This window comes from Accumulibacter sp. (assembly GCF_031732815.1).
In the GTDB taxonomy this organism is placed as follows: domain Bacteria; phylum Pseudomonadota; class Gammaproteobacteria; order Burkholderiales; family Rhodocyclaceae; genus Accumulibacter.
This window is the reverse complement of sequence record NZ_JAVMKF010000093.1, coordinates 11082-34043: the sequence shown is the minus strand read 5'-3', so window position 1 is coordinate 34043 and position 22962 is coordinate 11082. Positions and strand designations below refer to the sequence as shown.

Sequence of the window (22962 nt, the reverse complement as noted above, 5' to 3'; positions counted from 1 at the left end):
CTGGTCGTCACCGCGCGCGCCGGCACGCTGCTTGCCGAGCTCAACCAGGTTCTCGCCGAGCGCGGCCAGTGGCTGGCCTTTGAGCCGCCGGCCTGTGGACCGACGGCAACCGTCGGCGGCATGCTGGCGAGCGGCCTCTCCGGACCGCGCCGCCAGACTGCCGGCGCCGTGCGTGATTTCGTCCTCGGAGTCCGGATGCTCAATGGCCTGGCCGAAGTGCTCTCGTTCGGCGGGCAGGTGATGAAAAACGTTGCCGGCTACGACGTGTCGCGCCTGATGGCCGGCAGCCTGGGCACGCTCGGCTTGGTACTGGAAGTCTCCTTCAAGGTCCTGCCTTTGCCGGTAGCCGAGAAAAGCCTCCGTTTTTCGCTCGGCGAGGCCGCTGCGCTGGAGAAGCTCAACCAGTGGGCGGGGCGTCCCTTGCCCATCTCGGCCTCCGCCTGGCACGACGATGTGCTGACCTTGCGGCTGTCAGGCGCCGCCGCGGCAGTCACTGCCGCCGCCCGCACACTCGGCGGCGAAGCGCTCGACGAGAGCGTCGCACTCGCCTTCTGGTCTGCGGTGCGCGAGCAGCAGCATGCGTTCTTTGCTGGCGAGGCGCCGCTCTGGCGGCTGTCACTACCTTCGCTGGCGCCGTGCCAGAAGCTTGGCGAGACCTTCATCGAATGGGGCGGCGCGCAGCGCTGGCTGCGCGGCGGCGACGCGCTGGAAATTCGCCGGGCGGCTGAAGTGGCCGGTGGCCATGCCACGCTGTTCCGCGCCGAGCCGGCGCTGAAGGCTGCGGTCGGCGTGTTCCAGCCCTTGTCGGCGCCGCTGGCACGGATCCATCGCCAACTGAAGCTGGCTTTCGACCCGTCAGGCGTTTTCAACCCCGGCCGAATGTATCCGGATCTCTGAGAGTTCGTCGCCCATGCAGACCCATCTGGCCGATTTCATCAAGGATACCGCTGCCGGCCGCGAGGCCGACGCGATCCTGCGCAGTTGCGTGCATTGCGGTTTCTGCACGGCAACCTGCCCGACCTTTCAATTGCTCGGCGACGAACTCGACGGACCACGCGGGCGCATCTACCTGATCAAGCAGATGCTCGAAGGGCAAGCGGTGAGCGAGAAGACGCAGCTGCACCTCGACCGCTGCCTCAGTTGCCGGTCGTGCGAGACGACCTGCCCATCGGGAGTCCGATACCATCGTCTGCTGGAAATCGGGCGCGAGGTCCTGGAAGAACGCGTGCCCCGTTCGCTTGCCGCACGCGCTACGCGCTTCCTGCTCACCGAAGCCTTGCCCCGGCCGTGGATTTTCAAACCGGCGGTCGCTCTCGGCCAGCTTTTCCGGCCCTTGCTGCCCCGCGTGCTGGCCGAAAAAGTACCCATGCCGGCGGGCGGCAGCGAGCAGCCGTGGCCGCGTCCGCGCGCGCACCGGAGAAAAATGGTCGCCCTCGCCGGCTGCGTACAACCGACGCTGACACCGAACACCAACGCGGCAACCGCGCGCGTCCTCGACCGGCTCGGAATCACCCTGAGCGAAGTACCGGGCGCCGCGTGTTGCGGCGCGCTGCGCTATCACCTGCACGCGCAGGAGAAGGCGCGCGATGACATGCGGCAGGTGATCGATGCCTGGTGGCCCCTGGTCGATAGCGGACAGGTCGAAGCCTTTGTGATGACGGCATCGGGTTGCGGCGAACACGTGCGCGTGTATGGCGAAGTATTGGCCGACGACCCGGCTTACGCCGCCAAAGCCGCCCGCATCGCGGCGCTGACGCGCGACGTTTCCGAGGTGCTGGCGAGCGAAAGCGAGCGACTGGCCGAATTGCTCGCTGGCAGCAGCAAGGCTGGTGGTCAGCGGGTGGCCTTCCACTCGCCGTGCACGCTGCAGCATGCCCAGAAGATTCGCGGCGTCGTCGAAGCGCTGCTCAACACCGCCGGCTACCAGCTTGTCCCGGTCGCCGATCCTCACCTGTGCTGTGGTTCGGCGGGAACCTATTCGATCAGTCAGCCGGTCCTCGCTGGACAGTTGCGTGACGGCAAGCTGGCAGCGCTGACTGCCGCCTCGCCAGATGTGCTGGTGACGGCCAATATCGGCTGCCAGACGCACCTGCAAAGTGGCAGCAGCCTGCCGGTACGCCACTGGATCGAACTGATCGACGAACGTCTGAACGGGCTCGACTGAGCAAGCCACGGCTGGGAAAGTCGGACAAGCAAGAGAAGGCGCTCGGTGAACCCCGAAAAAATGATTCCCGATCAGACGCAAGCGCACGCCGGCTGCACCCGGCAGGCAGCCCAGCCGTTCAATCTGGCGGTCGACCTCTGCCAGCGCTGGGCCGCCGACCGTGGTCGCCTGGCGCTCTACTACGACGACCCGGATGGTCGGACCTGGGCCTACAGCTTCTGGGACCTGCAACGCGAGGCCAACCGCTTGTCGAACGTCCTGGCAGCGCTCGGCACGCTCGCCGGCGACCGCGTCGCGATCATCCTGCCGCCGCGCCCGGAAGCCTTGATTGCCCAGCTTGCGGCCTGCCAGATGGGAGCCATCGCCGTACCCATGGCAAGCGATCCAGTCGACCCGGCGATGGCGCACCGTCTGCGCGACTCGGCAGCGCACCTGGCGATCGTCGACGCGAGCAGCCGGTCCCAGATCGACGCACTGCGCCAACAGCTACCCCTCCTGCGCCAGATCATCGATGTTGCTGGAGAGGCTGGTGACGGCATTCACAGTTGGCCGCGCGTACGCGAACACGCCTCGCCGCGCTACACGCCGTTGGCGACCACAGCCGACGACCTGGCCATGCTCGTCTATCCTGACAAGACGAACGTCGGCGCGCCGCAAGCCTTGCCCTTGACGCACGGTGCCGTGCTCGCCGTACTCGGCGAGCACGTCGAGGCGCACGACGCCTTTCCGCAAACCGGCGACCTGCTGTGGTCGCCAATCGACTGGGCATCGGCGGTCGGGCTGACGAGCGTCGTCTTCCCGACCTGGCATTTTGGCGTGCCGCTGCTGGCCGCCAACCCGGGAGGCGACCCACACCGGGCTTTCGCACTGCTCGAAAAGCATGCGGTGCGCAATGCCGTCGTCACAACTGAAACGCTGAGCGCGATGATGGTCTCTGTACCCAACGCGCGTTCCGCCTACGATCTCGAACTGCGCACGCTTGCTTGCACCGGCGAGCCCCCCAGCCAGCCCGTCGTGCGCTGGGCGCGCGAACAACTTGGCGTAACGATCAGGCAAACGCCAGCCGTCGGCCCGACCATGCGGCAGGAAAACGATGACCCACGCCAGGCCGGATAGAGATAGAATTGTCTGATGGCGAACAAACAAGAACAAAAGCCTTGGGGGAGAGTGTCAGTTAATGCCGATTTCGATCGACGCGTGCGTTGCGCAGCATCAGGGTGATCGCCGCGAGCAACAGGACAGGGTAGCCATCCTGCCCCATCCACGCGGCGGCGGGGTGGTTCTCGCCGTGGTGGCTGACGGCATGGGCGGCCATACCGGCGGAGTCCTGGCTGCGCAACAGGTGATCCATACAGCGCGCGACAATCTGGCTCGCTTCTCGGCGCGTACCGAGTCCGCCCGCACGCTGCTCGAAGCGTGCATCAATGAAGCGCATACCTTGATCAGAGCGTCTCGCTTCCTGAATGAGAAAGAGCCGCACAGCACCGTCGCCATGCTCCTGCTGCAACCCGACAGGATCAGCTGGGCGCATTGCGGCGACAGCCGCTTCTATCATTTTCGCGACGACCAGTTGGTTTTCCGCAGCACCGATCACTCGTACGTCATGCAGCTCGTCTTGCAAGGCAGGATTACGCCCGATCAGGCGCTGTCCCACCCCAATCGCAACATCCTGCTGACCTCGCTCGGTGGCGCGCAGGCGCCGAAGATCGCTTTCGGCGAATGCGTCGGCCTGCACCCGGGCGACACCTTCCTGCTCTGTTCGGATGGCTTGTGGAGCTACTTCAGCGACCAGGAATTCGCCTGGGTGATCAATGGCTCGTCGTCGGTCCGCGAGGCTTCCGAATTACTCGTCAACCGCGCCCGCGGACTGGCCGTCGGAGACGGCGACAATATTTCGCTCGCCATTCTCAGGCTGTTCGAAACACCGCCCGCTGTGAAAACGCGGCCACCAGCGGGCAGCGCCTGACCGACGGACTGGCTTTCCCCTCCCTGCCCCTGCTCCCATAGCTGGCGTGACTTCCCGTTGCACCGCAGGCAGAGGCAACGCCTCATCATCCGGCTGACTGGCTGCCACGTCTGGCGAAATGCTCAGAACGGCTGGCTGAGGCAGGCAGCCATTCTGCTGTTCGCTTGACCGCCGAACCCGGCGCGACCTACACTCGTCGCAGGCGCCGAGAGTTCCGCGAGTTCACCACGTTACAAAATCAATTCATGTACTTGGCCATCGTGTCAGGGGCCGGACAAGAAGCGACGGCGCGCCACCTCAAGCGTACAGGGACAACAATGAACATTTCAATCCGTCAGGCAGAGGCGCGCGACTGGCCGCAGATCTGGCAAATCCTTGCTCCGGTATTGCGTGCCGGCGAGACCTACAGCTACCCGCAAGACATTACACCCGAGCAGGCAAGGCAGGTGTGGCTCGAACTTCCGGCCAGAACCTTCATTGCGCTCAAACCCGACGGGGAGGTCGTCGGAACCTGTTATCTGAAGGCCAACCAGCCCGGCCAGGGCAGCCATGTCTGCAACTGCGGCTATGTCGTCAGCCCGAGCGCACGCGGGCGTGGCGTCGCTTCAGCGCTTTGCCGCGATTCGCAGCAAAGGGCAATCGCCCTTGGTTTCCGATCGATGCAGTTCAACCTGGTCGTGTCGACCAACGAGGCGGCGGTGCGACTCTGGCAGAAACTCGGCTTCTCGATCGTCGGCACACTGCCCGAGGCCTTCCGTCATCCCGAGCGCGGCTACGTTGATGCATTCGTGATGTACCGGCACCTGTCGCCGGAGGCGCCCGCGTGAAGCCCGGACAGGCCGCGCCCCCCCGCGCAGCGCCCGGCGGCTGGTCTCTGCGCCAGGCCGCCCGACCGCGGCCTAGCTTCGACCCAGTCCGCCGAGCAGTGCGGCGACTGGCCGACGGACCTGCCCGGACGACTTTGCGCCGCCAAGCGACGCCGCACCGCCATCGCTCTTACCGAGAAGCGCCGGATCAGGCAAGGCGCTTTCGTACGGCTTGCTGAAGTCGAACCCATCGTCAGCGATCATGCTGGCCTGCCGGCCGCCGGGCGGTCGCACTCGCGGTCGCTCGTCAGCCATCCGGCTGGTCGCGCCCTCGCGCCTTGCCACAGGTGGCGCCGGCGGACGAGGCAGCGGCCGGCGCCCGCCGCGACGGTCGCCCGGCGGATACGCGTAGTCGTCTTCGGGCTCGAAGCCGGCGACGACGACCTGCTCGATCTGCAACCTGATCAGCTTCTCGATATCGGCCAGATACTGGACTTCGTGCGCAGAAACCAGCGAAACCGCCATACCTGGCCGGCCGGCGCGGCCGGTGCGTCCGATCCGGTGGATGTAGTCTTCCGGCGTATGCGGCAGCTCGAAGTTGATGACGTGCGGCAGTTCGTCGATGTCCAGTCCGCGCGCAGCGACATCGGTCGCCACGAGCACGAGAACCTCGCCGTCCTTGAACGCTTCGAGCGCTTTCAGCCGGTCCTGCTGCGTCTTGTCGCCGTGGATGGAATCGGCTGCAATGCCGGCTCGCTGCAGGTCGCGCGCCAGCCGGTTGGTCTCGATCTTCGTCCGTGTAAACACCAGAACCTGATTGAAATCGTTTGATTTCAGCAGTTTGACGAGAAGCGCGCGCTTGGCCGAAACGGCCACCGGATGCACCAGGTGAGTGATCGTCTCGGAAACTGTATTGCGTCTGGCGACCTCGATCAACAGGGGTGAAGCGAGCATGCGGTCGGCCAGCTTCTTGATCTCCTCCGAGAACGTCGCTGAAAAAAGCAGGCTCTGCCGTTGCCTGGGGAGCAGATTGATGATGCGCGTCACGTCCGGAATGAAGCCCATATCGAGCATACGATCCGCCTCGTCGAGTACCAGCGCCTGTACGCTGCTGAAGTTGAGGCACTTCTGTTCGACGAGATCGAGCAGACGGCCGGGCGTCGCGACGAGGACCTCGGCACCGCAACGCAACTCGGCGATCTGTGCCTTGATGTCCACCCCGCCATAGGCGCAACAACTCTTCAGCGGAACATACCTGCTGTACGTTCGCACCGATTCGTGGACTTGAATCGCCAGTTCGCGCGTCGGCGCCAACATCAGCACACGGACCGGATGGCGGGCCGGCGACGGGCTTGTGTTGGCGTAAGCGAGGATTCGTTGGAGCAAAGGGAGCGTGAAGGCAGCCGTCTTGCCGGTCCCTGTCTGCGCCCCACCCATCAGGTCTCGCCCGGAGAGAACGATGGGAATTGCCTGCGCCTGAATCGGCGTCGGTTCGGTGTAGCCTTGCTCCGTTACGGCGCGCAACAGCTCGGGGGCAAGTCCGAGTTGGTCAAAATCCATGTGCGAAGCCCCTATATCAGTCAAAAATCCATAGAATTGAAAGAATTATACCGTGATCGGAGAAGCGCAAGCGTTTTCCCCGACGGAGTTCTGGCGGTTGCCGCGCTCGCCCGCCGACAAGCCGCGCAGAGCGCACTCGACAAGCGTCAGCGAGCACCCCGCGCTGGCACCACGGGAAACGTGCCGGCACCTGAAAAGGCTGCGATTGGTGTATCGTAAGCGCCCGACAGGCCCCTTGGCGGCGCCGCGCGTGGCCCGGGTTGTGTGACCTTCCTGCGCCGCAGCCGACCGCCTGTCCGCATTGCTGCCCGGCGCCCATGCACCGCCCGGCGGACCCGGCAAGGGCAGGCACACTTTCGCAAGGAGACGGCATGAAGACCAGCAGGCTAGGCAGCAGCACCCTTGAAGTCTCGACGATCTGCCTCGGCACGATGACCTTCGGCCAGCAGAACAGCGAGCTCGAAGCGCACGCGCAACTCGACCGTGCACTCGCCGCCGGGATCAATTTCATCGATACCGCGGAGATGTATCCCGTCCCACCGCGCGCCGCCACCTGCGGGCGCACCGAGGAGATCGTCGGCAATTGGCTGGCGCGCCAGGCGCGTGACCGGATCATCGTGGCCAGCAAAGCCGCCGGCCCGGGACGCAGTCTCAACTGGATTCGCTCCGGCCGGCTCGACTTCGATCTGGCCAGCCTGCGCGCCGGCGTCGAGGGGTCCTTGCGCCGCCTGCGCACCGATTATCTCGATCTCTACCAACTGCACTGGCCGGCGCGCAACCAGCCGATGTTCGGCCAGTGGCAGTTCGAACCGGCACGCGAGTGCGCGGCGACGCCGATCGGCGAGACGGTCGCCGCGCTCGCCACCTTGATCGACGAAGGCAAGATCCGCCATTACGGCCTGTCCAACGAACATCCCTGGGGCGTCATGGAATTCCTGCGGCTGGCACGCGAGCAGGGGCTACCGCCTCCGGTCTCGCTGCAGAACGCTTACAACCTGCTCAACCGCGTCTACGAGAGCAGCCTGGCCGAGGTCTGCTACCGCGAGAACATCGCCTTGCTGCCCTACTCGCCGCTCGCCTTCGGTACGCTGTCCGGCAAGTACCTCGCCGATCCGCAGGCGCACGGACGGATCAGCGAATTTCCCGGTTTCGGTCAGCGCTACGCGAAGGAAAACGTCGTCCGGGCGGTCACCGCCTATGTCGATCTGGCGCGCGCCAACGGCCTGACACCCAGCCAGTTGGCGCTCGCTTTCGTCTACTCACGCTGGTTCGTCGCCAGTACGATCATCGGCGCGACCAACCTCGCCCAGCTTGACGAGAACCTCAGCGCGCTCAGCCGCGAACTGTCGCCGCAGGTGCTGCGCGAGATCGACGCCATCCACCTGCGCTATACGAATCCGGCGCCATAAGCCGCTGGCAGGCGCCGGCGGCTAGTGCTGCCCGCCGCCTTTCGCCTCGCCTTTCGCATCACCCGTCGCCTCGGCCTTCGCACCCTCCTTGGCGCCTTCTCTCGCCTCGCCGCCGGATTCGCTTGCCGCAGCCGTGCGCGCGGCCACTGGCTTCGCCTTCTTGCTGCCCGGCGGCTGCGGCGGCGGCAACTGCGGTTCTACCGTCGGCAGCTTGTTCTCGCGCATATACACGTCCATGTCGCGCCAGCCTTCGTAGATGGCTGCTTTCGGCAACCACGAGTAGATCGAGTAGCAGTCTTCGATGGCGCGTCCAGACTGCCGGCAGGCACCGCCGACCGCCTTGCCCTCACCGTCGAGGCGCGCTGCCTTGGCCGCCGGCGCTTCCATGCCGAGCTTCTGCTGGATCGCATCGCAGCCGCTCAGGGCAAGCAATAGCCCGGCGCTGAACAGGAAGGAGCGGATCTTGCGGACAGGCTGAGCGGACACGACAATCTCTCGGCGGTGGAATGAACAGGAGGAAAGCAGCCCGCATTCTACCGACAATCGGCTCGCGCGCTGGACAAAAGCTCTGCCGGCGACACCCACGCGCGCACCGGCAACCAGCGCTCAGTCGCCCAGATCGTCGAGTTTGATCGGCTTGCCGGGCGCGCCGGTGCGACGCGGCAGGAGCAGCGAAAGGATGCCGGCGACGAGGACGAAAGCGGTGGACGCCCACAGACAGGCGATCAGCCCGTCGGCAGGGCCACTTTGCAAACCCCATTGGTAAAGCGCACCGGAGAGAACCGTTCCTGCCAGACGACCCATCGCGTTGGCCATGTAATAGAAGCCGACGCTCATCGCCACCTTGTCGCTGTCGGTGTAGGCCAGGATGAGATAGGAGTGTACGGCCGAGTTGAGCGCAAAGACGATGCCGAAAACGATCAGTCCAACGACCACCACACCGGCCGGCGCCAGCCCGGCGCCGAGACCCAGCGCAATGGCCGCGGGCAGCGATGCGAGGACGAAAGCGAGGACGGTCGCCGTCTGCCCGTCGGGCTCGTGCTGTCCCTCGACGCGGCTGCGCAGCAGGCCGGGCGTGGCAGCCTGCACGATGCCGTAGCCGATCACCCAGAGCGCCAGGAAACCGCCCGACTGCCAGAACGTCCAGCCGAGCACGCTCGACAGAAAAACGGGCAGACCGACGACGAACCAGACATCGCGTGCGCCGAACAGGAAGATGCGCGCTGCGGCAAGCTTGTTGACCGCTTCGTTGCGCGAAAACATCTGCCCGAACTTGGCTTTCCGGTTCGCCTCGCCGAGACCGCCGCGCATCAGCAACGCCGCCAGGAGAAGCGTACCGCCGACCAGCGCGACGAGCAGCCGAATCGCCGTCTGGAAGTCGAGCAGCGTCAGCAGCAGGCCGCCGAGGAAAAAGCCGACGCCTTTCAGCGCGTTCTTCGACCCGGTCAGGATGGCCACCCAGCGGTAGAGCGTCGCCGAGGCATCGGCCGGAACAATCAGCTTGACCGCGCTCTTTGAACTCATCTTGGTCATGTCCTTGGCGATCCCGCTCAGCGCCTGCGAGGCCATGACGTAGGCGACGACCAGCCACGACTGCGGGGCGAAGGCGAGCATCGAGAGAGCCACGAGCTGCGCGCCGAGGCCGATGAACAGCGTCGTCTTCAGCCCGAAACGGGCGCCGATGTAACCGCCGAAAAGGTTGGTCAGAATGCCGAACACCTCGTAGAAGATGAACAGCAAGGCGACGGCAAGTGGCGTGTAACCCAGGTTGTAGAAATAGAAAAGCACCAGCATGCGCGCGGCGCCGTCGGTCACCGTATCCGACCAGTAGGCGGCAGTGACCAGAATGTAGTTGCGTAGACCCGCGCGCGGGTTGTCGCTTCCGGCGGTTGGCGATCGATCGCTCATGGTTCCCCTCCCTCTCCCTCCTCTCAGCTATGGATGCGCGCCGCCGCTGGCGTCGTCCGCCGTATGCTGCGTCGCGCTAGCGGCAGCGCCTGCGCAACGCCGCTTACAACGAAGCAGCGAGCTTGCGCGCCAGTTCGACATAGCGGTTGGCATAGCCCCACTCGTTGTCGTACCAGGCGTAGATCTTGACCAGCGTACCGTTGATCACCAGCGTATGCGCCGCATCAACGATCGACGAACGCGCATCGCCACTGTAATCCATCGACACCAGCGGCCGCTCCTCGAAACCGAGGATGCCCCTCAGCGCCCCCTCCGCGGCGGCTTTCAGCAGACCGTTGATTTCCTCGACGCTCGTCGGACGCTGCATCTCGAAGACGCAGTCGGTGAGCGAGGCATTGAGCAGCGGCACGCGCACCGCGTGTCCGTCGAGTTTGCCTTTCAGTTCGGGAAAGATCAGCGCGATCGCCGTCGCCGAACCGGTCGTCGTCGGCACCAGCGACAGGCTCGAGGCGCGCGCGCGGCGCAGGTCCTTGTGCATCTGGTCGTGCACGCTCTGCGTGTTGGTCGAGCTGTGGATCGTGGTAATCAGTCCGTGCGAGATTCCGATCGCCTCGTGCACCACCTTGACCACCGGTGCCAGGCAATTCGTGGTGCATGAGGCGGCGGTGACGATGTGGTCGCGCGCCGGATCGTAGAGCTGATCATTGACGCCCATGACGATGTTCAGCGTATCGCCGCCCTTCACCGGAGCGGCAACAATCACCTTCTTGACGCCCGCGTCCAGATAGGGCGACAGTTGGTCGACGGTACGCCACTTGCCGCTCGCCTCGAGCACGATGTCCACCCCAGCCTCGCGCCACGGCCCCCCCGCGACATCCTTTGCCGTGCTGTAGCCTATCGTCTTGCCGTCGATCACCATTCGCCCATTGCTCACGCCGACCTCGTGCGACCAGCGACGATGCACCGAGTCGAACTCGAGCAGCAGCGCCGCGGCATCGACCGGACCGTTCGGCTCGTTGATATGCACGAACTCAAGCTCCGGCCACTCCCACGCTGCGCGCAGCGCCAGCCGGCCGATCCGACCGAAACCATTGATACCAACCCTGACCGTCATTTTTCTTTCCTCCCAAGGATAAGTGGCGCTCGGCTGGACAGCCAGCGAGCCGAAAATGGCAACGTATCGCGCAAAGCTTCTTTGCGAAACACTTTTATATTGCTAGAATCATCGAAGTTTGTAAACCACCTGTTTCACCACCGCCATCGCAAAACAATACCCAAATCGCGCGATCAGCCGCAGCCCAGCCTGCGATCAGTTTTCTCCTGACAGGAATGCAGCCGAAGGCCGCCGTCGCCGCGCCCGCGTATGATCGACCAATCAACCATCGCAGCCGGAGCATGACATGGGTACCGTGAGCAAGAAACTCTCCTTCCTTGACCGCTACCTTACGGTCTGGATCTTCGCCGCGATGGCACTCGGGGTCGGACTGGGTTACTACGTTCCGGGCGTCGAGGACCTGATCAACTCCTTCCAGCTTGGCACGACCAACATCCCGATCGCTCTTGGCCTGATCCTGATGATGTACCCGCCCTTCGCCAAGGTGCGCTACGAGGAACTGCCGGACGTCTTCGTCGACCGCCGAATCCTCGCTCTGTCGCTGATTCAGAACTGGATCGTCGGACCGCTGCTGATGTTCGCGCTGGCCATCATCTTCCTCCCCGACAAGCCCGAATACATGGTTGGCCTGATCATGATCGGCCTCGCGCGCTGCATCGCCATGGTCATCGTCTGGAACGAAATCGCCCGAGGCTCGACCGAATACGCCGCCGGGCTCGTCGCTTTCAACTCGATCTTCCAGGTGCTCTTCTACAGCGTCTATGCCTGGCTCTTCGTCACCGTCTTACCGCCACTGTTCGGTCTCTCCGGCTCGGTGGTCGACGTCTCGCTGGCGCAGATCGCCGAGAGCGTCTTCATCTACCTGGGAATTCCCTGCCTTGCCGGCATCTTGACGCGGGTGATCATGCTGCGCTTTGTCTCGAAGGAGTGGTATCACCAGGAGTTCGTCGCACGCATCAGCCCGCTCACCCTCGTCGCTCTGCTGTTCACCATCGTCGTCATGTTCAGCCTGAAGGGCAAGCTGATCGTCAGCATCCCGCTCGATGTCGTGCGCATCGCCCTGCCGCTGCTCATCTACTTCGTCCTGATGTTCCTGATTTCCTTCTACATGAGCCGCAAGGTCGGCGCCGGCTACGGAAAATGCGCCACCCTCTCCTTCACCGCCGCGAGCAACAACTTCGAGTTGGCGATCGCCGTCGCGGTCGCCGTTTACGGCATCAATTCGGGCGCCGCCTTCGCCGCCGTCATCGGCCCGCTGGTCGAGGTGCCCGTGATGATCGGTCTGGTCAGCGTCTCGCTCTGGTTGCGCGAGCGCCACTTCGCTGGTGAACCGGCGCAAAGGCGCTAAGAGCGCGCACCGGACTGCCGACCATGGACAAGCCTGGCTACTTTCCCACCGCACGTTCCTTCGCCGACAAGCTCCACCGAGCGCTATCCGGTTTCGATGAAATCCCGCAAGGTCACGACCAACCGCGTCACCGCTCACCCGACCGAAACTGGCAGGGCTGCACCTGTTCAGGAGCCTTTGCTGTCCAAACAGACGGCGCTAGCGCTCTCGGGTCGACGTGCGGATGAGGTCGGTGACCGATCTGCCGCGACACTGGCGCTGACGGTGGCCGCAACCGCACCAGCGATCCTGAGCGCACGAGCAGCTTGCCGACGAGTAGCCTCTCCACCTCTCTCGACGCACGCTCTTGCCCGGCCGCTGCAAGCTCGCGTGCAACACTGATGAACGCCATGACGAGCACATCCCCGCAAGCGCAGTTGCCCCTGATCGACGCCATGAGGGTGGTGGGCACGCAATTGATCGTGCTTCATCACCTGGCGTTTTACGGGCCGCTCTCCGACTACGCGCACAGTCTGGCACCAGGCCTGTTCTCCTGGCTCAGCGAGCATGCACGCCTCGCGGTGCAGATGTTCTTCGTCGTCAGCGGCTTTCTTGCCGCGCAATCCGTCGCACCGGGCGGCTCACTGGGCCAGCGCCCGCTTGGCCCGCTCTTGTGGGATCGCTATCTCAGACTGGTGCCACCTTGCATGGCGGCGATCGTGCTGGCCATCGGATGCTCGGCGCTGGCACGTGCGCTGATGAGCCATCATTCGATCCCGGATTCGCCCACCTGGCCACAAATTGCAGCGCACCTGCTGCTGGTGCAGGATATTCTTGATTACGATGGGCTCTCCGCCGGCGTCTGGTTCGTGTCGATCGCCTTGCAATTGTTCGCGCTATTCCTGGGCGTCCTCTGGGTCGCCCGCGGCGTCGCGGGCGACGGCGCGGCAGCCGAACGCGCCACACTCGCGCTGACCGCTGCGCTGGCCTTAGCCTCGCTTTATTACTTCAACCGCGTTGCCGACTTGGACGCGTGGGCCCCGTACTTCTTTGGCGCCTACGCGTTGGGAGCACTCGCCTATTGGACCGCCACTTCCACACGACCATGGTGGTGGCTTTTTCTGCTCGGCGCCGCGGTCGCCGGCGCGCTGGTGCTCGACTTCCGCTGGCGGATCGCGGTCGCCTTTCTCGTCGCGTTGACGCTTGCCGTCGCTCGCCGTTACCGCGTCCGTTGGCCAGAATCGCAGGCGATCAGCGACCTCGGCGCGATCTCGTACTCGGTGTTTCTGATTCATTTCCCGGTCTGCCTGGTAATCAGCGGCGCCTTTACCCGCTTCGCTCCGCATCATCCCTGGCTCGGACTGCTCGCCATGATCGCTGCCTGGCTGGCCAGCGTTGCTGCCGGCGCGGGCTTCTACCAGCTCGTCGAACGTCGCAGCCAACGACTGTCCGCCATTCGCTGCGCATTGCCTCCGCTCAAACGGCGCCCCCGCTGAGCCGGGCCGCGGCCTGCAGAGCAAGATACTCGGCAGGCTGTCGGATCCGACCCAGGCGACCATCAATCATGTCGGACGGCGCAACGACGACGGCGCCCGCTTGCGCAGGAAGCAAAGCCTGGCGCGCGAGCACCCCGAGCGTCTCATCGTCGTGTACCTGTTGCCGTGGGTCGGCTGGGTCGAGCGAAACATTGGCGATTACCGCAGCTCCGGAAACGCAAGCTTCAATGCCGTGCTCACGCGTGGGAGGAAACCGTACGGATTATGCGCCTCCTCCGCACCAGCGTCTTCTACGCCTGGTCGATCACCGGTAAGGCGGCGAGCGCCAGGAGACCGAGCTTCAGCCCTCACTCTGCCGCGTGCTGCGGTCGCCAGCGGTGAAAGCGACTGTTCCTGATCCGCGACGCCCAGCACAGGATGCGTCGTCACCGAGAGTGGTACTCACCCGACCGGGTATCGAGATACACGGGCGCAGGCGCCGCGTGCGGGTGAACTACCGGACGACCGACGAAATCCCGCCTTGGGCTGTCGCCCGTTTGGCGGGTTGTGCGGTTGATGGCCTGGATGGCGAGCTGGATACGCTCAAGGGCTATCGCTCGCTGACTCACGGCGCCCAGCCGGACGCGTAAGCGCCGCTCGACGCAAGGTCCAAGGCAACTCGTCTGGCCGCACTGGTTCGCGAATTCCTGACAGATCCCGTGCAGCCTTTGGCTCAGCAAGAGTCACCGCGAATGGCCGCCGAGAAGCAGATCAGACTCCGCAACAACACGCCTTCGGCGACAACGTCAATCCATAGAACAAATAGAACAGGAACGCTGATCCTCGCGGCTTCCTGGCCGGCGCGAACAGTCTCGATCTGGAATCGCTTCCTCGGGAAATCTGGTCTGGCGACGGGGTCATGAGCATGTTGGCGTACCGGTTGGCGGTTGCCAACATGGCATGAGAATACCCTTTTTCAGTTTGGTGCTTGCTCGGCTTGCTGCGCGCGCCGCCGCGTGCAGCCGGCGCGACCCGTCTTACCTGGATCGACTTCGCCTACGCCCGCGAGCGAAATCGCTTACGCGATCGCCGGGTAGCCGTTGCGGCGTACAGTCGCTGCGTTGCCGAAATACACCGTCGGGTGACGACGCCGTGGGGACAACTCAAACAGCAAGTGTTCCTGGCGTCTGACGCTTTTGTCGATTCAGTGCGCAGCCGCCTTCCTGCCGGCAGCGATCTGCGCGAGCTTCGGCAGGTCCGGGGTCGGCCCGTCGCAAAGCCTCTCACTGACTTCGCCCGGCAATGCGACGATCGGAGCAGCGCTATCGCCGGGGCGTATTACTGCCGATGGTGGCGCAGCACGCGTCGTTCGTCTCATTCGCGAGCTGGATTTTCCCATTGTGCGCCCATCGTTGTTCCGCAACGAAGCAGAACTTGCGCCCCCCAACGCTACCGCCGAGCAGGCCAGCTTCAGCTATGGCTGTGGAGGCTGAGAGTGTCGGGACCCGCCTCCGGTCCTGTGCTCCGCCAGCGGTCCATGTGCCGGCAGATTCTGCAAGGCCGGCCAGCGGCTCGTGGCTTGCCGCATCGCTCCACCGCATGCTTCGGGCGATGATGCCGTCGTGAATACCGCTCCAGCCGTCGGCGCTGGCCGGGGAGAGATCTGTCACGCCTGCCTCGCTCAGCGGCGACGACGGACAGCGAACGATGCGGAATCCTTGCTGAGGCACTGGCTCTGCCGCCCGACTACGGCGTTCGACTTCCCTTGCGTCACAGCGCGGAGTCGCTCGGGACGACGAGTCCCTGCGTGCGGCGGAGCGTAACCGCCACGCCATGAGCGACCCCAGCCGAGCGGCGCACGGCAGTCGGCCCGCGCCGGCCCGAGCGAGATGCGCCTGACGCTGCTGATCGGCGAGATCGGAAACCCGAGGGAGGTTTTGGCTTGGCGCCGAGGCTTTTCATCGCCGCCGCGCAGCGCCTTCGCCAACGACGCCGCATACCCGCTTGCCCAATCGACGACAACGCCGTCTACAATGCGATTCATCCGTTCGCCTTTCGGTAGAAAGCGTGGCGCGTCGCCGCGCGGGAGCGGGAGCGCGTGAATCGGGCGCCGCGCCACGCCACGCTGCAGGTCCTGCTCGACGCCGCGCGTCTGTGTGCGATCGGTCCGCTGGCCTGGGTGAACGACACGCGGTAGAGGCTGCCTACCTGGCGAGCACCCGGCCGGACGAGCCCCTGTCGCGCAGGACGCTGGCGCCGCCTGCGGCGCTCGCGCGAAGGTGCAGGCGCTGCGGTGTGGGTTTGCACAAGCGAGTGTGCATCATTTCTCCAAGCAGGAGACCTTGCATCGATGACGACTGCCGAAACCCTTCCTCCACCCGGCGCCCGCGTCCTGGTGCGCGATGAGGAGTGGCTGGTGCGCAACACCGACCAGTGCACTGCCGGTGGCCATCAGGTGCGTTGCATCGGCGTATCGGAGCTGGTGCGCAATCGGGAGGCCGTTTTTCTGACTCTGCTCGATCGCATCGAGACCATCGACCCGCGCGAAACCGAGCTGGTGGCTGATCCATCGCCGGGTTTCACGGCGTCGCTGCTTTATCTGGAAGCGCGCTTACGGCAGACCGTGCCTGCCACCGACGAGCTGGTGCTCGGGCATCGGGCGGTGATGGACGCGCTGCCGTTTCAACTTGATCCGGCGCATCGCGTTCTCCAGCAGTTGCGCCCGCGTCTGCTGATCGCCGACACCGTCGGCCTGGGCAAGACGCTGGAAGCCGGCATCCTGACCGCGGAGCTGATCCGGCGCGGCAAGGGACGGCGCATCCTGGTGGTGACCACGCGCGCGATGATGCGGCAGTTCCAGCAGGAGTTCTGGAGCCGTTTCGCCATCTCGCTGACGCGGCTGGATGCGGACGGCATCCAGCGTATCCGGCGGCGCATTCCTGCCAACCACAACCCCTTCCAGTATCTGGACCGAACGATCATTTCGGTCGACACGCTGAAGCGCGACGGAGAGTACCGGCACCATCTGGAAAACGCCTGGTGGGACATCATCATTATCGACGAAGCGCACAACGTGAGCTTCAAGGGCAATCGCACGCAGAGCAACCGCCTGGCCGACCTGCTCGCGCGACGATCGGACGCGCTGCTGCTGCTCACCGCGACGCCGCACAACGGCAAGCGCGAAAGCTTCGCCAGCCTGGTGCGCATGCTCGATCCAACGGTCTTGCCGGCGGGGGCTGACTACACCCGACACGATGTCGAGCATCTGTTCGTGCGTCGCTTCAAGCGCGATGTCCGCGAGCAGATTCGCCGCGAATTCCCCGAGCGTGAGGTCTGCAAGTTTGCCGCGCAGGCGACGCCGGCTGAGAACGCCGCCTTCGACGCGCTGCGCTTGCTCCGACTCAAGTCCGACGAAGGAGCACGTGAAGGCAGCATGCTGTTTCGCACCACCCTGGAGAAATCCCTCTTCTCATCGCCGGCAGCGTGTCTCGATACCCTGGACGAGCGCTTGCGACGCACGCGCGGCAAGGACGCCGCGCACCCCGATCTGGCGCCACTGCAAGCGCTGCGCGCGGCGGTGGCCGCCATCGGTCCCGAGCAGTTTTCCAAGTTCAACGAGCTTGTTCGGCAACTGCGCGGCGCGACGGCAGCGGCTGAGCATCGCTGGCGATGGGATGGCAAGACCGCCGATGATCGCCTGGTGGTGTTCACCGAACGCCTTGAAACGCTCAACTTCCTGCATAAACACCTGCCCCGCGCACTCGGCCTGCCGGCGAGTGCGGTCGCCATCCTGCACGGCCAGTTGGCGGACGGCGACCTGCAGAAAATTGTCGAGGATTTTGGCAAGACCCTGTCACCGCTGCGCCTGCTGATCGCCTCGGATGTCGCCTCCGAAGGACTCAATCTGCATTACTGCGCGCATCGCCTGGTGCATTTCGACATTCCCTGGTCGCTGATGGTTTTCCAGCAGCGCAACGGCCGTGTCGACCGCTACGGGCAGACCCGGACGCCGCGCCTGGCCTACTGCATGACCGAAGCGACGGACGAGAAGATCCGGGGTGACCTGCGCATCCTCGAGATCCTGATCGACAAGGACGCCGAGGCAGCGCGCAACATCGGCGACCCCTCCAGCTTCATGGGCCTTTACGACGAAGATCTCGAGGTCGAGAAGGTCGCCGAAACGATCGAGCAAGCGACGCGCCCGGAGGCTTTCTCGGCCTGGCTGGACGGCACCGGCAAGAACGGTTTCGCGTTGCTGGACGAACTTTTCGAGCAAGCGCCGCCGATGGACGCGACGACCGCCGAGCCTGCGCACGCCGCCGACCGGTCGGCGGCCCCGGTCGGCAGCCTGCCATCCCTGTTCGCCGATGACTTCGCCTACGCCCGCGCCGGCCTGGCGTGCTTGCACCGACTGAATCCGCGTGAGCAGGCATTGCCCCGCTGCGACGAGGCGAAGCGTTCGCTCGCCCTGCAGCCGAATGCCGATCTGGCGATGCTGCTCGAGCGCGAGCTGGCGCCGGAGATGTGGCCGAGCGACAACGTCTTCGCCCTGTCGTCGGCCAGGGAAGAAATCGATCGTGCCCTCCGGCACGCGCGCGACACGCAGGAATGGCCGGCCATCCAGTATCTCTGGCCGATTCATCCGCTCCTGCAATGGCTCGACTACAAGATGCTCGCGCTCTTCGGGCGCCAGAAGGCGCCGGTGCTCAAAGTGGCGCGCGGATTGGCTGCCGGCGAAGCGATCGTCCTCGTCACCGGGCAGATTCCGAACCGGCGCGGCCAGTCGGTCCTCGCCGAATGGCTAGGCGTGCATCTCGATGCCGATGGCGCCGCCATCGCGACCTTGTCGCTGGACGACGTCCTGGCGCGCACCGGTCTCGGCCGCAGCGAGCTGATCAACGATGGCGTACCGATCGCCGTCCCCGAGTGGCAGCGCTGCCTTGCGCCGGCGCTGGACGAAGCGGCCAAGGTCCTGCGGGAAAAGAAACGCGCCTTCGATGCCGCGCACGGCGCAAGGCTGAGCAGCGAGCTGGACCGCCTGCGCACATTGCGCCAGCGCCATCTCGCCCAGATCGAGTTCGATTTTGCCCAGACGCCAGGTGGCCTGGCACAAAGCCACAGAATGAAACGCGCAGCCCATACCGACGACCTCTTCGCGCAGTATCAGGAATGGGCCGGGCAGACGCTGAAGCTTGATGAGCGCGCGCAGTTCACCGTGCTGGCACTGCTCGTCGCGGGAGGATCGGCGCCATGAGTTTCACCGCCCCGGGACTGGAAAACGTCAACGAGTTCTACAGCCAGCACTACCTCGACGAGATCGTCGAACGCGATCTGAAGGCGCTCTTCGAGCGCTGGCACGCGGAAGGCGCAGCCAGCCCGCCCGGGCGTTTGCGCGCGGCGATTGCCGGCTATTACCGGCAGCGCGAGAAGTTCCTGCGCGAGAAATCCCTGCCCGGTCGCGTCGCCCGTTTGAATGATCTGGTCGAGCCGATCCTGAGCGCGCTCGGCTACGCCCTCGCCCCCGAGACCCTGGCGCTCGACGAACTGGCGATACCCGCGCTGGCGATCGTGCGCAACGCGCGGAGCAGCCCGGAACTGGTCGTCCTGCCGGCGCTCGCCGCGCCTGGCGATGAAGAACACGCGGCCCTGAACCTTGCCCCCAGGCTGCTCGACGGTGCGTGTGAGCTCTTGCCCAAGGCGGGCCCAAGCTGGGAAGAGGCGCTGGTCAAGCAAGTGTTCGCCGACAGCCGGCCAGCGCGCTGGGTCCTGTTGGTGCACCACGAACAGTGGTTGCTGATCGACCGCGACAAGTGGGGCCGCAAGGCGCACCTGCGCTTCACGCTGCCGGAACTGTTCGCCACGCGCGACGACAAGCTCCTGCGCGCGTTTGCCGCGCTCGCCGGGCGCGCATCGGTGCTGCCCGCTGACGGGATCGCGCTGCTCGACAGCTTGACCGACCGTTCGCACCGCCACGCCTTCGAAGTCTCCGGCGACCTGAAGTACGCGCTGCGCGAAGCGATCGAGCTGATCGCCAACGAAGCCATCCGCCACAAGCGCGAGGTTGCCAAGGAAAAGGTGTTCGAGCGCAACGACATCGACCTCGCGCAGCAACTCTCGCGCGAGTGCCTGCGCTTCATGTATCGCCTGCTCTTCGTCTTCTATCTCGAAGCGCGTCCCGAGCTCGGCTACGCCCCGGTCGCTGCCGACGCCTACCGCCAGGGCTACAGCCTGGAGCACCTGCGCGATCTCGAGCAGGTTCCGCTCTCGACACCTGCAGCGCTCGACGGCAGCTACCTGCACGAAAGTCTCAAGCTGCTCTTCAAGCTGATCTGGGAAGGCTTCCCGGCGGCAAGCGAGGAATCTCAGCAGGCGCTGCCCGCCGGCATGTCCGACAACACGGGTTTTCTGCTGCCGCCGCTGCAAGGTCACCTGTTCGATCCCGAGGCGACACCGATCCTGAACTCGGTGCGCCTGCGCAACCGCGTGCTGCAACGGGTGATCAGGCTGATGTCGCTCTCGCGCGAGGGCGGCAAGCGGCGCGGCAGGATCAGCTACGGCACCCTGGGAATCAACCAGTTGGGCGCCGTCTACGAGGCGCTGCTCTCCTTCCGCGGCTTCTTTGCCGAAACCGACCTGTACGAAGTCCGGCCCGATCCGGATCGCAGGCAGGACAAGAGCGAAGCGCAAGGCGACGACGAAGAGGACGACCGGGAAGCCGACGCGGCGCAGATCGACGACAGCGACGCGTTCGCCGACGAAGGCGACGACACCCCGCTCGTGCGCGACAAGGCGAAGAAGGAAGCCTGCAACCCGCTCGATCCGGCCTGGTTCGTTCCGGCTGCCGACATCGCGCAGTACACCCCGGCGGAAACGCTGTTCGGCGGCGAGCCGCGCAAGTACGGCAAGGGCACTTTCCTCTATCGTCTGGCCGGGCGCGAACGCGAGAAAAGCGCCTCCTACTACACCCCGGAAGTGCTCACGCGCTGCCTGGTCGAGCATGCCGTGCACGCGCTGCTTGCACACTGCGCCAGCGCCGACGACATCCTGCGCCTGACCGTCTGTGAGCCGGCGATGGGCAGCGCTGCTTTCCTCAACGAAGCGATCGACCAGTTGGCCGAAGCCTACCTGCGGCGCAAGGAAAAGGAGGTCGGCGAGACCATTGCGCACGACCGGCGCGCCGAGGAAAAGCAGCGCGTGAAGATGTACATCGCCGACAACAACGTCTTCGGCGTCGACCTCAACCCGGTGGCGGTCGAGCTCGCCGAAGTGTCGCTGTGGCTCAACGCCATTTTCAAGGGCGCGCACGTTCCCTGGTTCGGCCTGCAGCTCTTCAACGGCAATTCGCTCGTCGGCTGCCGGCGCGAGGTGTTCACCACCGCCCAGCTTTCGCCGGGCAAGGGCGAAGGCGGCCGGCCCGAACGCGACTGGCGCGCTGCCGTGCCCAGTCGTCTCGCCAGCGCCGACGCTCGCCGGGCTGGCCAGATCTGGCATTTCCTCTTGCCGGCCGACGGCATGGTCAGCGTCAGCGACAAGGTCGTCAGGGCGCTCGAGCCGCAGCGCTTCGAGCGCATCCGCACCTGGCGCAAGGCATTCATCAGGCCGCTGGAACGTGCGGAAATCGTCCGCGCCGAAGCGCTGGCCGAGGGCGTCGAAGCGCTCTGGCAACTGCACGCGGCAGAACTGGCGCGCGTGCGCCGCGCCACCGCCGACGAACTGCACGTCTGGCCCGATCCGGCGGCCAACCGCGCGCCGACGTCGACCCGGGAGAAGGACGCCATCTACGCCCGCGAAATGCTCTCGGAGCGGGTACGCAACGCCTCGCCGTATCGCCGGCTGAAGCTGGTGATGGATTACTGGTGCGCGCTGTGGTTCTGGCCGGTGACCGGCGCGGAAGACCTGCCGACGCGCGAGGAATGGTGGTTCGACCTGGAAACGCTGGTGCTCGGCAACGCCCGCCTGCCGTGCACGAACCCGACCGATCTTTTTCCTGAAACCCTGCCGCAACTGACGCTCGACTTCACCGTCGAGCGCGACCGGCACGGCTACGTCAATCTCGATGTTCTGCTGGAAACCAACCCGCGCCTGAAGCGCGCCGCCACCATCGCCGGAACGCAACGCTTCTTCCACTGGGAACTGGAGTTCGCCGACCTGTTCCAGGAGCGCGCCGGCTTCGACCTGATTCTCGGCAACCCGCCGTGGATCAAGGTCGAGTGGAACGAGAAAGCCTTGCTCGCCGAATATTCGCCCTTGTTCGCGCTGCGCAGACTCTCGGCCAAGGAAGCCGCCGACCGGCGCGAAGCGGTTTTTGCTGCGGCAGCAGCGGCGCGGCAGAACTACATCGACGAATGCGCCGGGCAGGAGGGCATGCAGGCGTTCATGAACGCGACGCAGAACTACCCGCTGCTCAAAGGCTCGCAAACCAACCTGTTCAAGTGCTTCCTGCCGGTAGCCTGGCGGCTGGGCAATCCGGCGCACGGCATTCAGGCCCTGCTCCACCCCGAAGGCATCTACGACGACCCCAAGGGCGCCGTCCTGCGGGCACCGACTTTTGCCCGGCTGCGCGCGCACTATCAGTTCGTCAATGAGTTGATGCTGTTTCCCGAGGTCGATCACCACACCAAGTTCAGCATCAACGTCTATGGACCGCCGCAGTCGCCGCAATTCCGACACATGGCCAACCTGTTCGATCCGGCGACGATTCGCGCCAGCCTCGAACACCCGGGCGGAGGAACGACGCCGGGAATCAAGTCGGACGCCGGGCGCTGGCAGACTGCCGGCCACAGGAACCGCATCATCGAGGTCGACCGCGCGACGCTGGCGACTTTCGCCAGGCTCTACGACGAACCCGGCACGCCGCCCGAACAGGCGCGCCTGCCGGCAGTGCATTCGCGCGAACTGGTCTCGGTGCTGGAAAAGTTCGCCCGGGTGCCGCGTCGACTCGGCGACCTGGCCGGCGAGTACTTCACGCTGGAGATGTGGCACGAAACCGGCGCCCAGCGCGACGGAACGATCCGCCGCGAAACCGGCTTCGTCAGCGACCCCGGCGAACTGGTGCTGTCCGGCCCGCATTTCTTCGTCGGCAACCCGCTCAACAAGACGCCGCGCGCAGTGTGCACGCAGAACAGCCATTACGATGTACTCGATCTGGAAGCGTTGCCGGACGACTACCTGCCGCGCAGCAACTATCGCCGGGCGTGCGATACGGCGACGTACGCTGCGCGGATTCCGCGCGT

General features: G+C 65.2%; 15 protein-coding genes and 1 pseudogene. 11 read left to right on the top strand and 5 right to left on the bottom strand.

The genetic code is table 11. The features are described from left to right. From glcE to RKP46_RS07450, 5 genes are all read left to right on the top strand, one after another. Positions 1–897, top strand: an 897-nt coding sequence (gene glcE / locus RKP46_RS07470; protein ID WP_311106062.1) for a glycolate oxidase subunit GlcE, incomplete at its 5' end; no start/stop codon positions are given. A 13-nt stretch (positions 898–910) separates the two neighbouring features. Beyond that, positions 911–2164 (top strand): glycolate oxidase subunit GlcF, encoded by a 1254-nt coding sequence (glcF, locus tag RKP46_RS07465; protein ID WP_311106061.1) that lies wholly within the window; start codon positions 911–913, stop codon positions 2162–2164. A 45-nt stretch (positions 2165–2209) separates the two neighbouring features. Continuing rightward, positions 2210–3280: an AMP-binding protein gene (locus tag RKP46_RS07460; RefSeq protein ID WP_311106060.1), complete on the top strand. Its 1071-nt coding sequence runs from the start codon at positions 2210–2212 to the stop codon at positions 3278–3280. A gap of 61 nt (positions 3281–3341) precedes the next feature. After that, positions 3342–4130 carry a protein phosphatase 2C domain-containing protein gene (locus RKP46_RS07455; RefSeq protein ID WP_311106059.1) on the top strand — a complete coding sequence of 263 codons (789 nt, stop codon included), beginning with the start codon at positions 3342–3344 and terminating at the stop codon, positions 4128–4130. 317 nt (positions 4131–4447) lie between these two features. After that, a complete protein-coding gene (locus RKP46_RS07450; RefSeq protein WP_311106063.1) occupies positions 4448–4957 on the top strand; it encodes a GNAT family N-acetyltransferase in 510 nt (169 codons plus the stop codon). 72 nt (positions 4958–5029) lie between these two features. Here the strand turns inward: RKP46_RS07450 and RKP46_RS07445 are convergent, their stop codons facing one another. Next, positions 5030–6496, bottom strand: a complete 1467-nt coding sequence (locus tag RKP46_RS07445; protein WP_311106058.1) for a DEAD/DEAH box helicase — start codon at positions 6494–6496, stop codon at positions 5030–5032. A gap of 371 nt (positions 6497–6867) precedes the next feature. On the opposite strand from RKP46_RS07445, the gene RKP46_RS07440 reads away from it, so the two are divergent. Then, positions 6868–7905, top strand: a complete 1038-nt coding sequence (locus RKP46_RS07440; protein ID WP_311106057.1) for an aldo/keto reductase — start codon at positions 6868–6870, stop codon at positions 7903–7905. A gap of 21 nt (positions 7906–7926) precedes the next feature. Here the strand turns inward: RKP46_RS07440 and RKP46_RS07435 are convergent, their stop codons facing one another. The 3 genes from RKP46_RS07435 to RKP46_RS07425 form a co-directional block, all read right to left on the bottom strand. Then, the gene (locus tag RKP46_RS07435) at positions 7927–8391 is read right to left on the bottom strand and encodes a hypothetical protein (RefSeq protein WP_311106056.1); all 465 of its coding nucleotides are present in this window, start codon (positions 8389–8391) and stop codon (positions 7927–7929) included. A 120-nt stretch (positions 8392–8511) separates the two neighbouring features. Next, positions 8512–9813 carry an organoarsenical effux MFS transporter ArsJ gene (arsJ, locus tag RKP46_RS07430; protein ID WP_311106055.1) on the bottom strand — a complete coding sequence of 434 codons (1302 nt, stop codon included), beginning with the start codon at positions 9811–9813 and terminating at the stop codon, positions 8512–8514. 103 nt (positions 9814–9916) lie between these two features. After that, positions 9917–10927 (bottom strand): ArsJ-associated glyceraldehyde-3-phosphate dehydrogenase, encoded by a 1011-nt coding sequence (locus tag RKP46_RS07425; protein WP_311106054.1) that lies wholly within the window; start codon positions 10925–10927, stop codon positions 9917–9919. A 286-nt stretch (positions 10928–11213) separates the two neighbouring features. On the opposite strand from RKP46_RS07425, the gene arsB reads away from it, so the two are divergent. Then, positions 11214–12275, top strand: a complete 1062-nt coding sequence (arsB, locus tag RKP46_RS07420) for an ACR3 family arsenite efflux transporter (RefSeq protein WP_311106053.1) — start codon at positions 11214–11216, stop codon at positions 12273–12275. Positions 12276–12655: 380 nt separating this feature from the next. Beyond that, positions 12656–13750, top strand: a complete 1095-nt coding sequence (locus RKP46_RS07415) for an acyltransferase (RefSeq protein WP_311106052.1) — start codon at positions 12656–12658, stop codon at positions 13748–13750. A gap of 40 nt (positions 13751–13790) precedes the next feature. Here RKP46_RS07415 and RKP46_RS07410 read toward each other — a convergent pair. After that, positions 13791–14094, bottom strand: a pseudogene (locus RKP46_RS07410) (porphobilinogen synthase); the annotation flags it as partial. A 144-nt stretch (positions 14095–14238) separates the two neighbouring features. Here RKP46_RS07410 and RKP46_RS07405 point away from each other — a divergent pair. The 3 genes from RKP46_RS07405 to RKP46_RS07395 all read left to right on the top strand — a co-directional run. Next, positions 14239–14379, top strand: a complete 141-nt coding sequence (locus RKP46_RS07405; protein ID WP_311106051.1) for a hypothetical protein — start codon at positions 14239–14241, stop codon at positions 14377–14379. 1700 nt (positions 14380–16079) lie between these two features. Continuing rightward, the gene (locus tag RKP46_RS07400; protein ID WP_311106050.1) at positions 16080–18983 is read left to right on the top strand and encodes a DEAD/DEAH box helicase; all 2904 of its coding nucleotides are present in this window, start codon (positions 16080–16082) and stop codon (positions 18981–18983) included. Continuing rightward, on the top strand, positions 18980–22962 hold a 3983-nt coding region (locus RKP46_RS07395), incomplete at its 3' end, for an Eco57I restriction-modification methylase domain-containing protein (protein ID WP_311106049.1). The genes RKP46_RS07400 and RKP46_RS07395, both read left to right, overlap by 4 nt.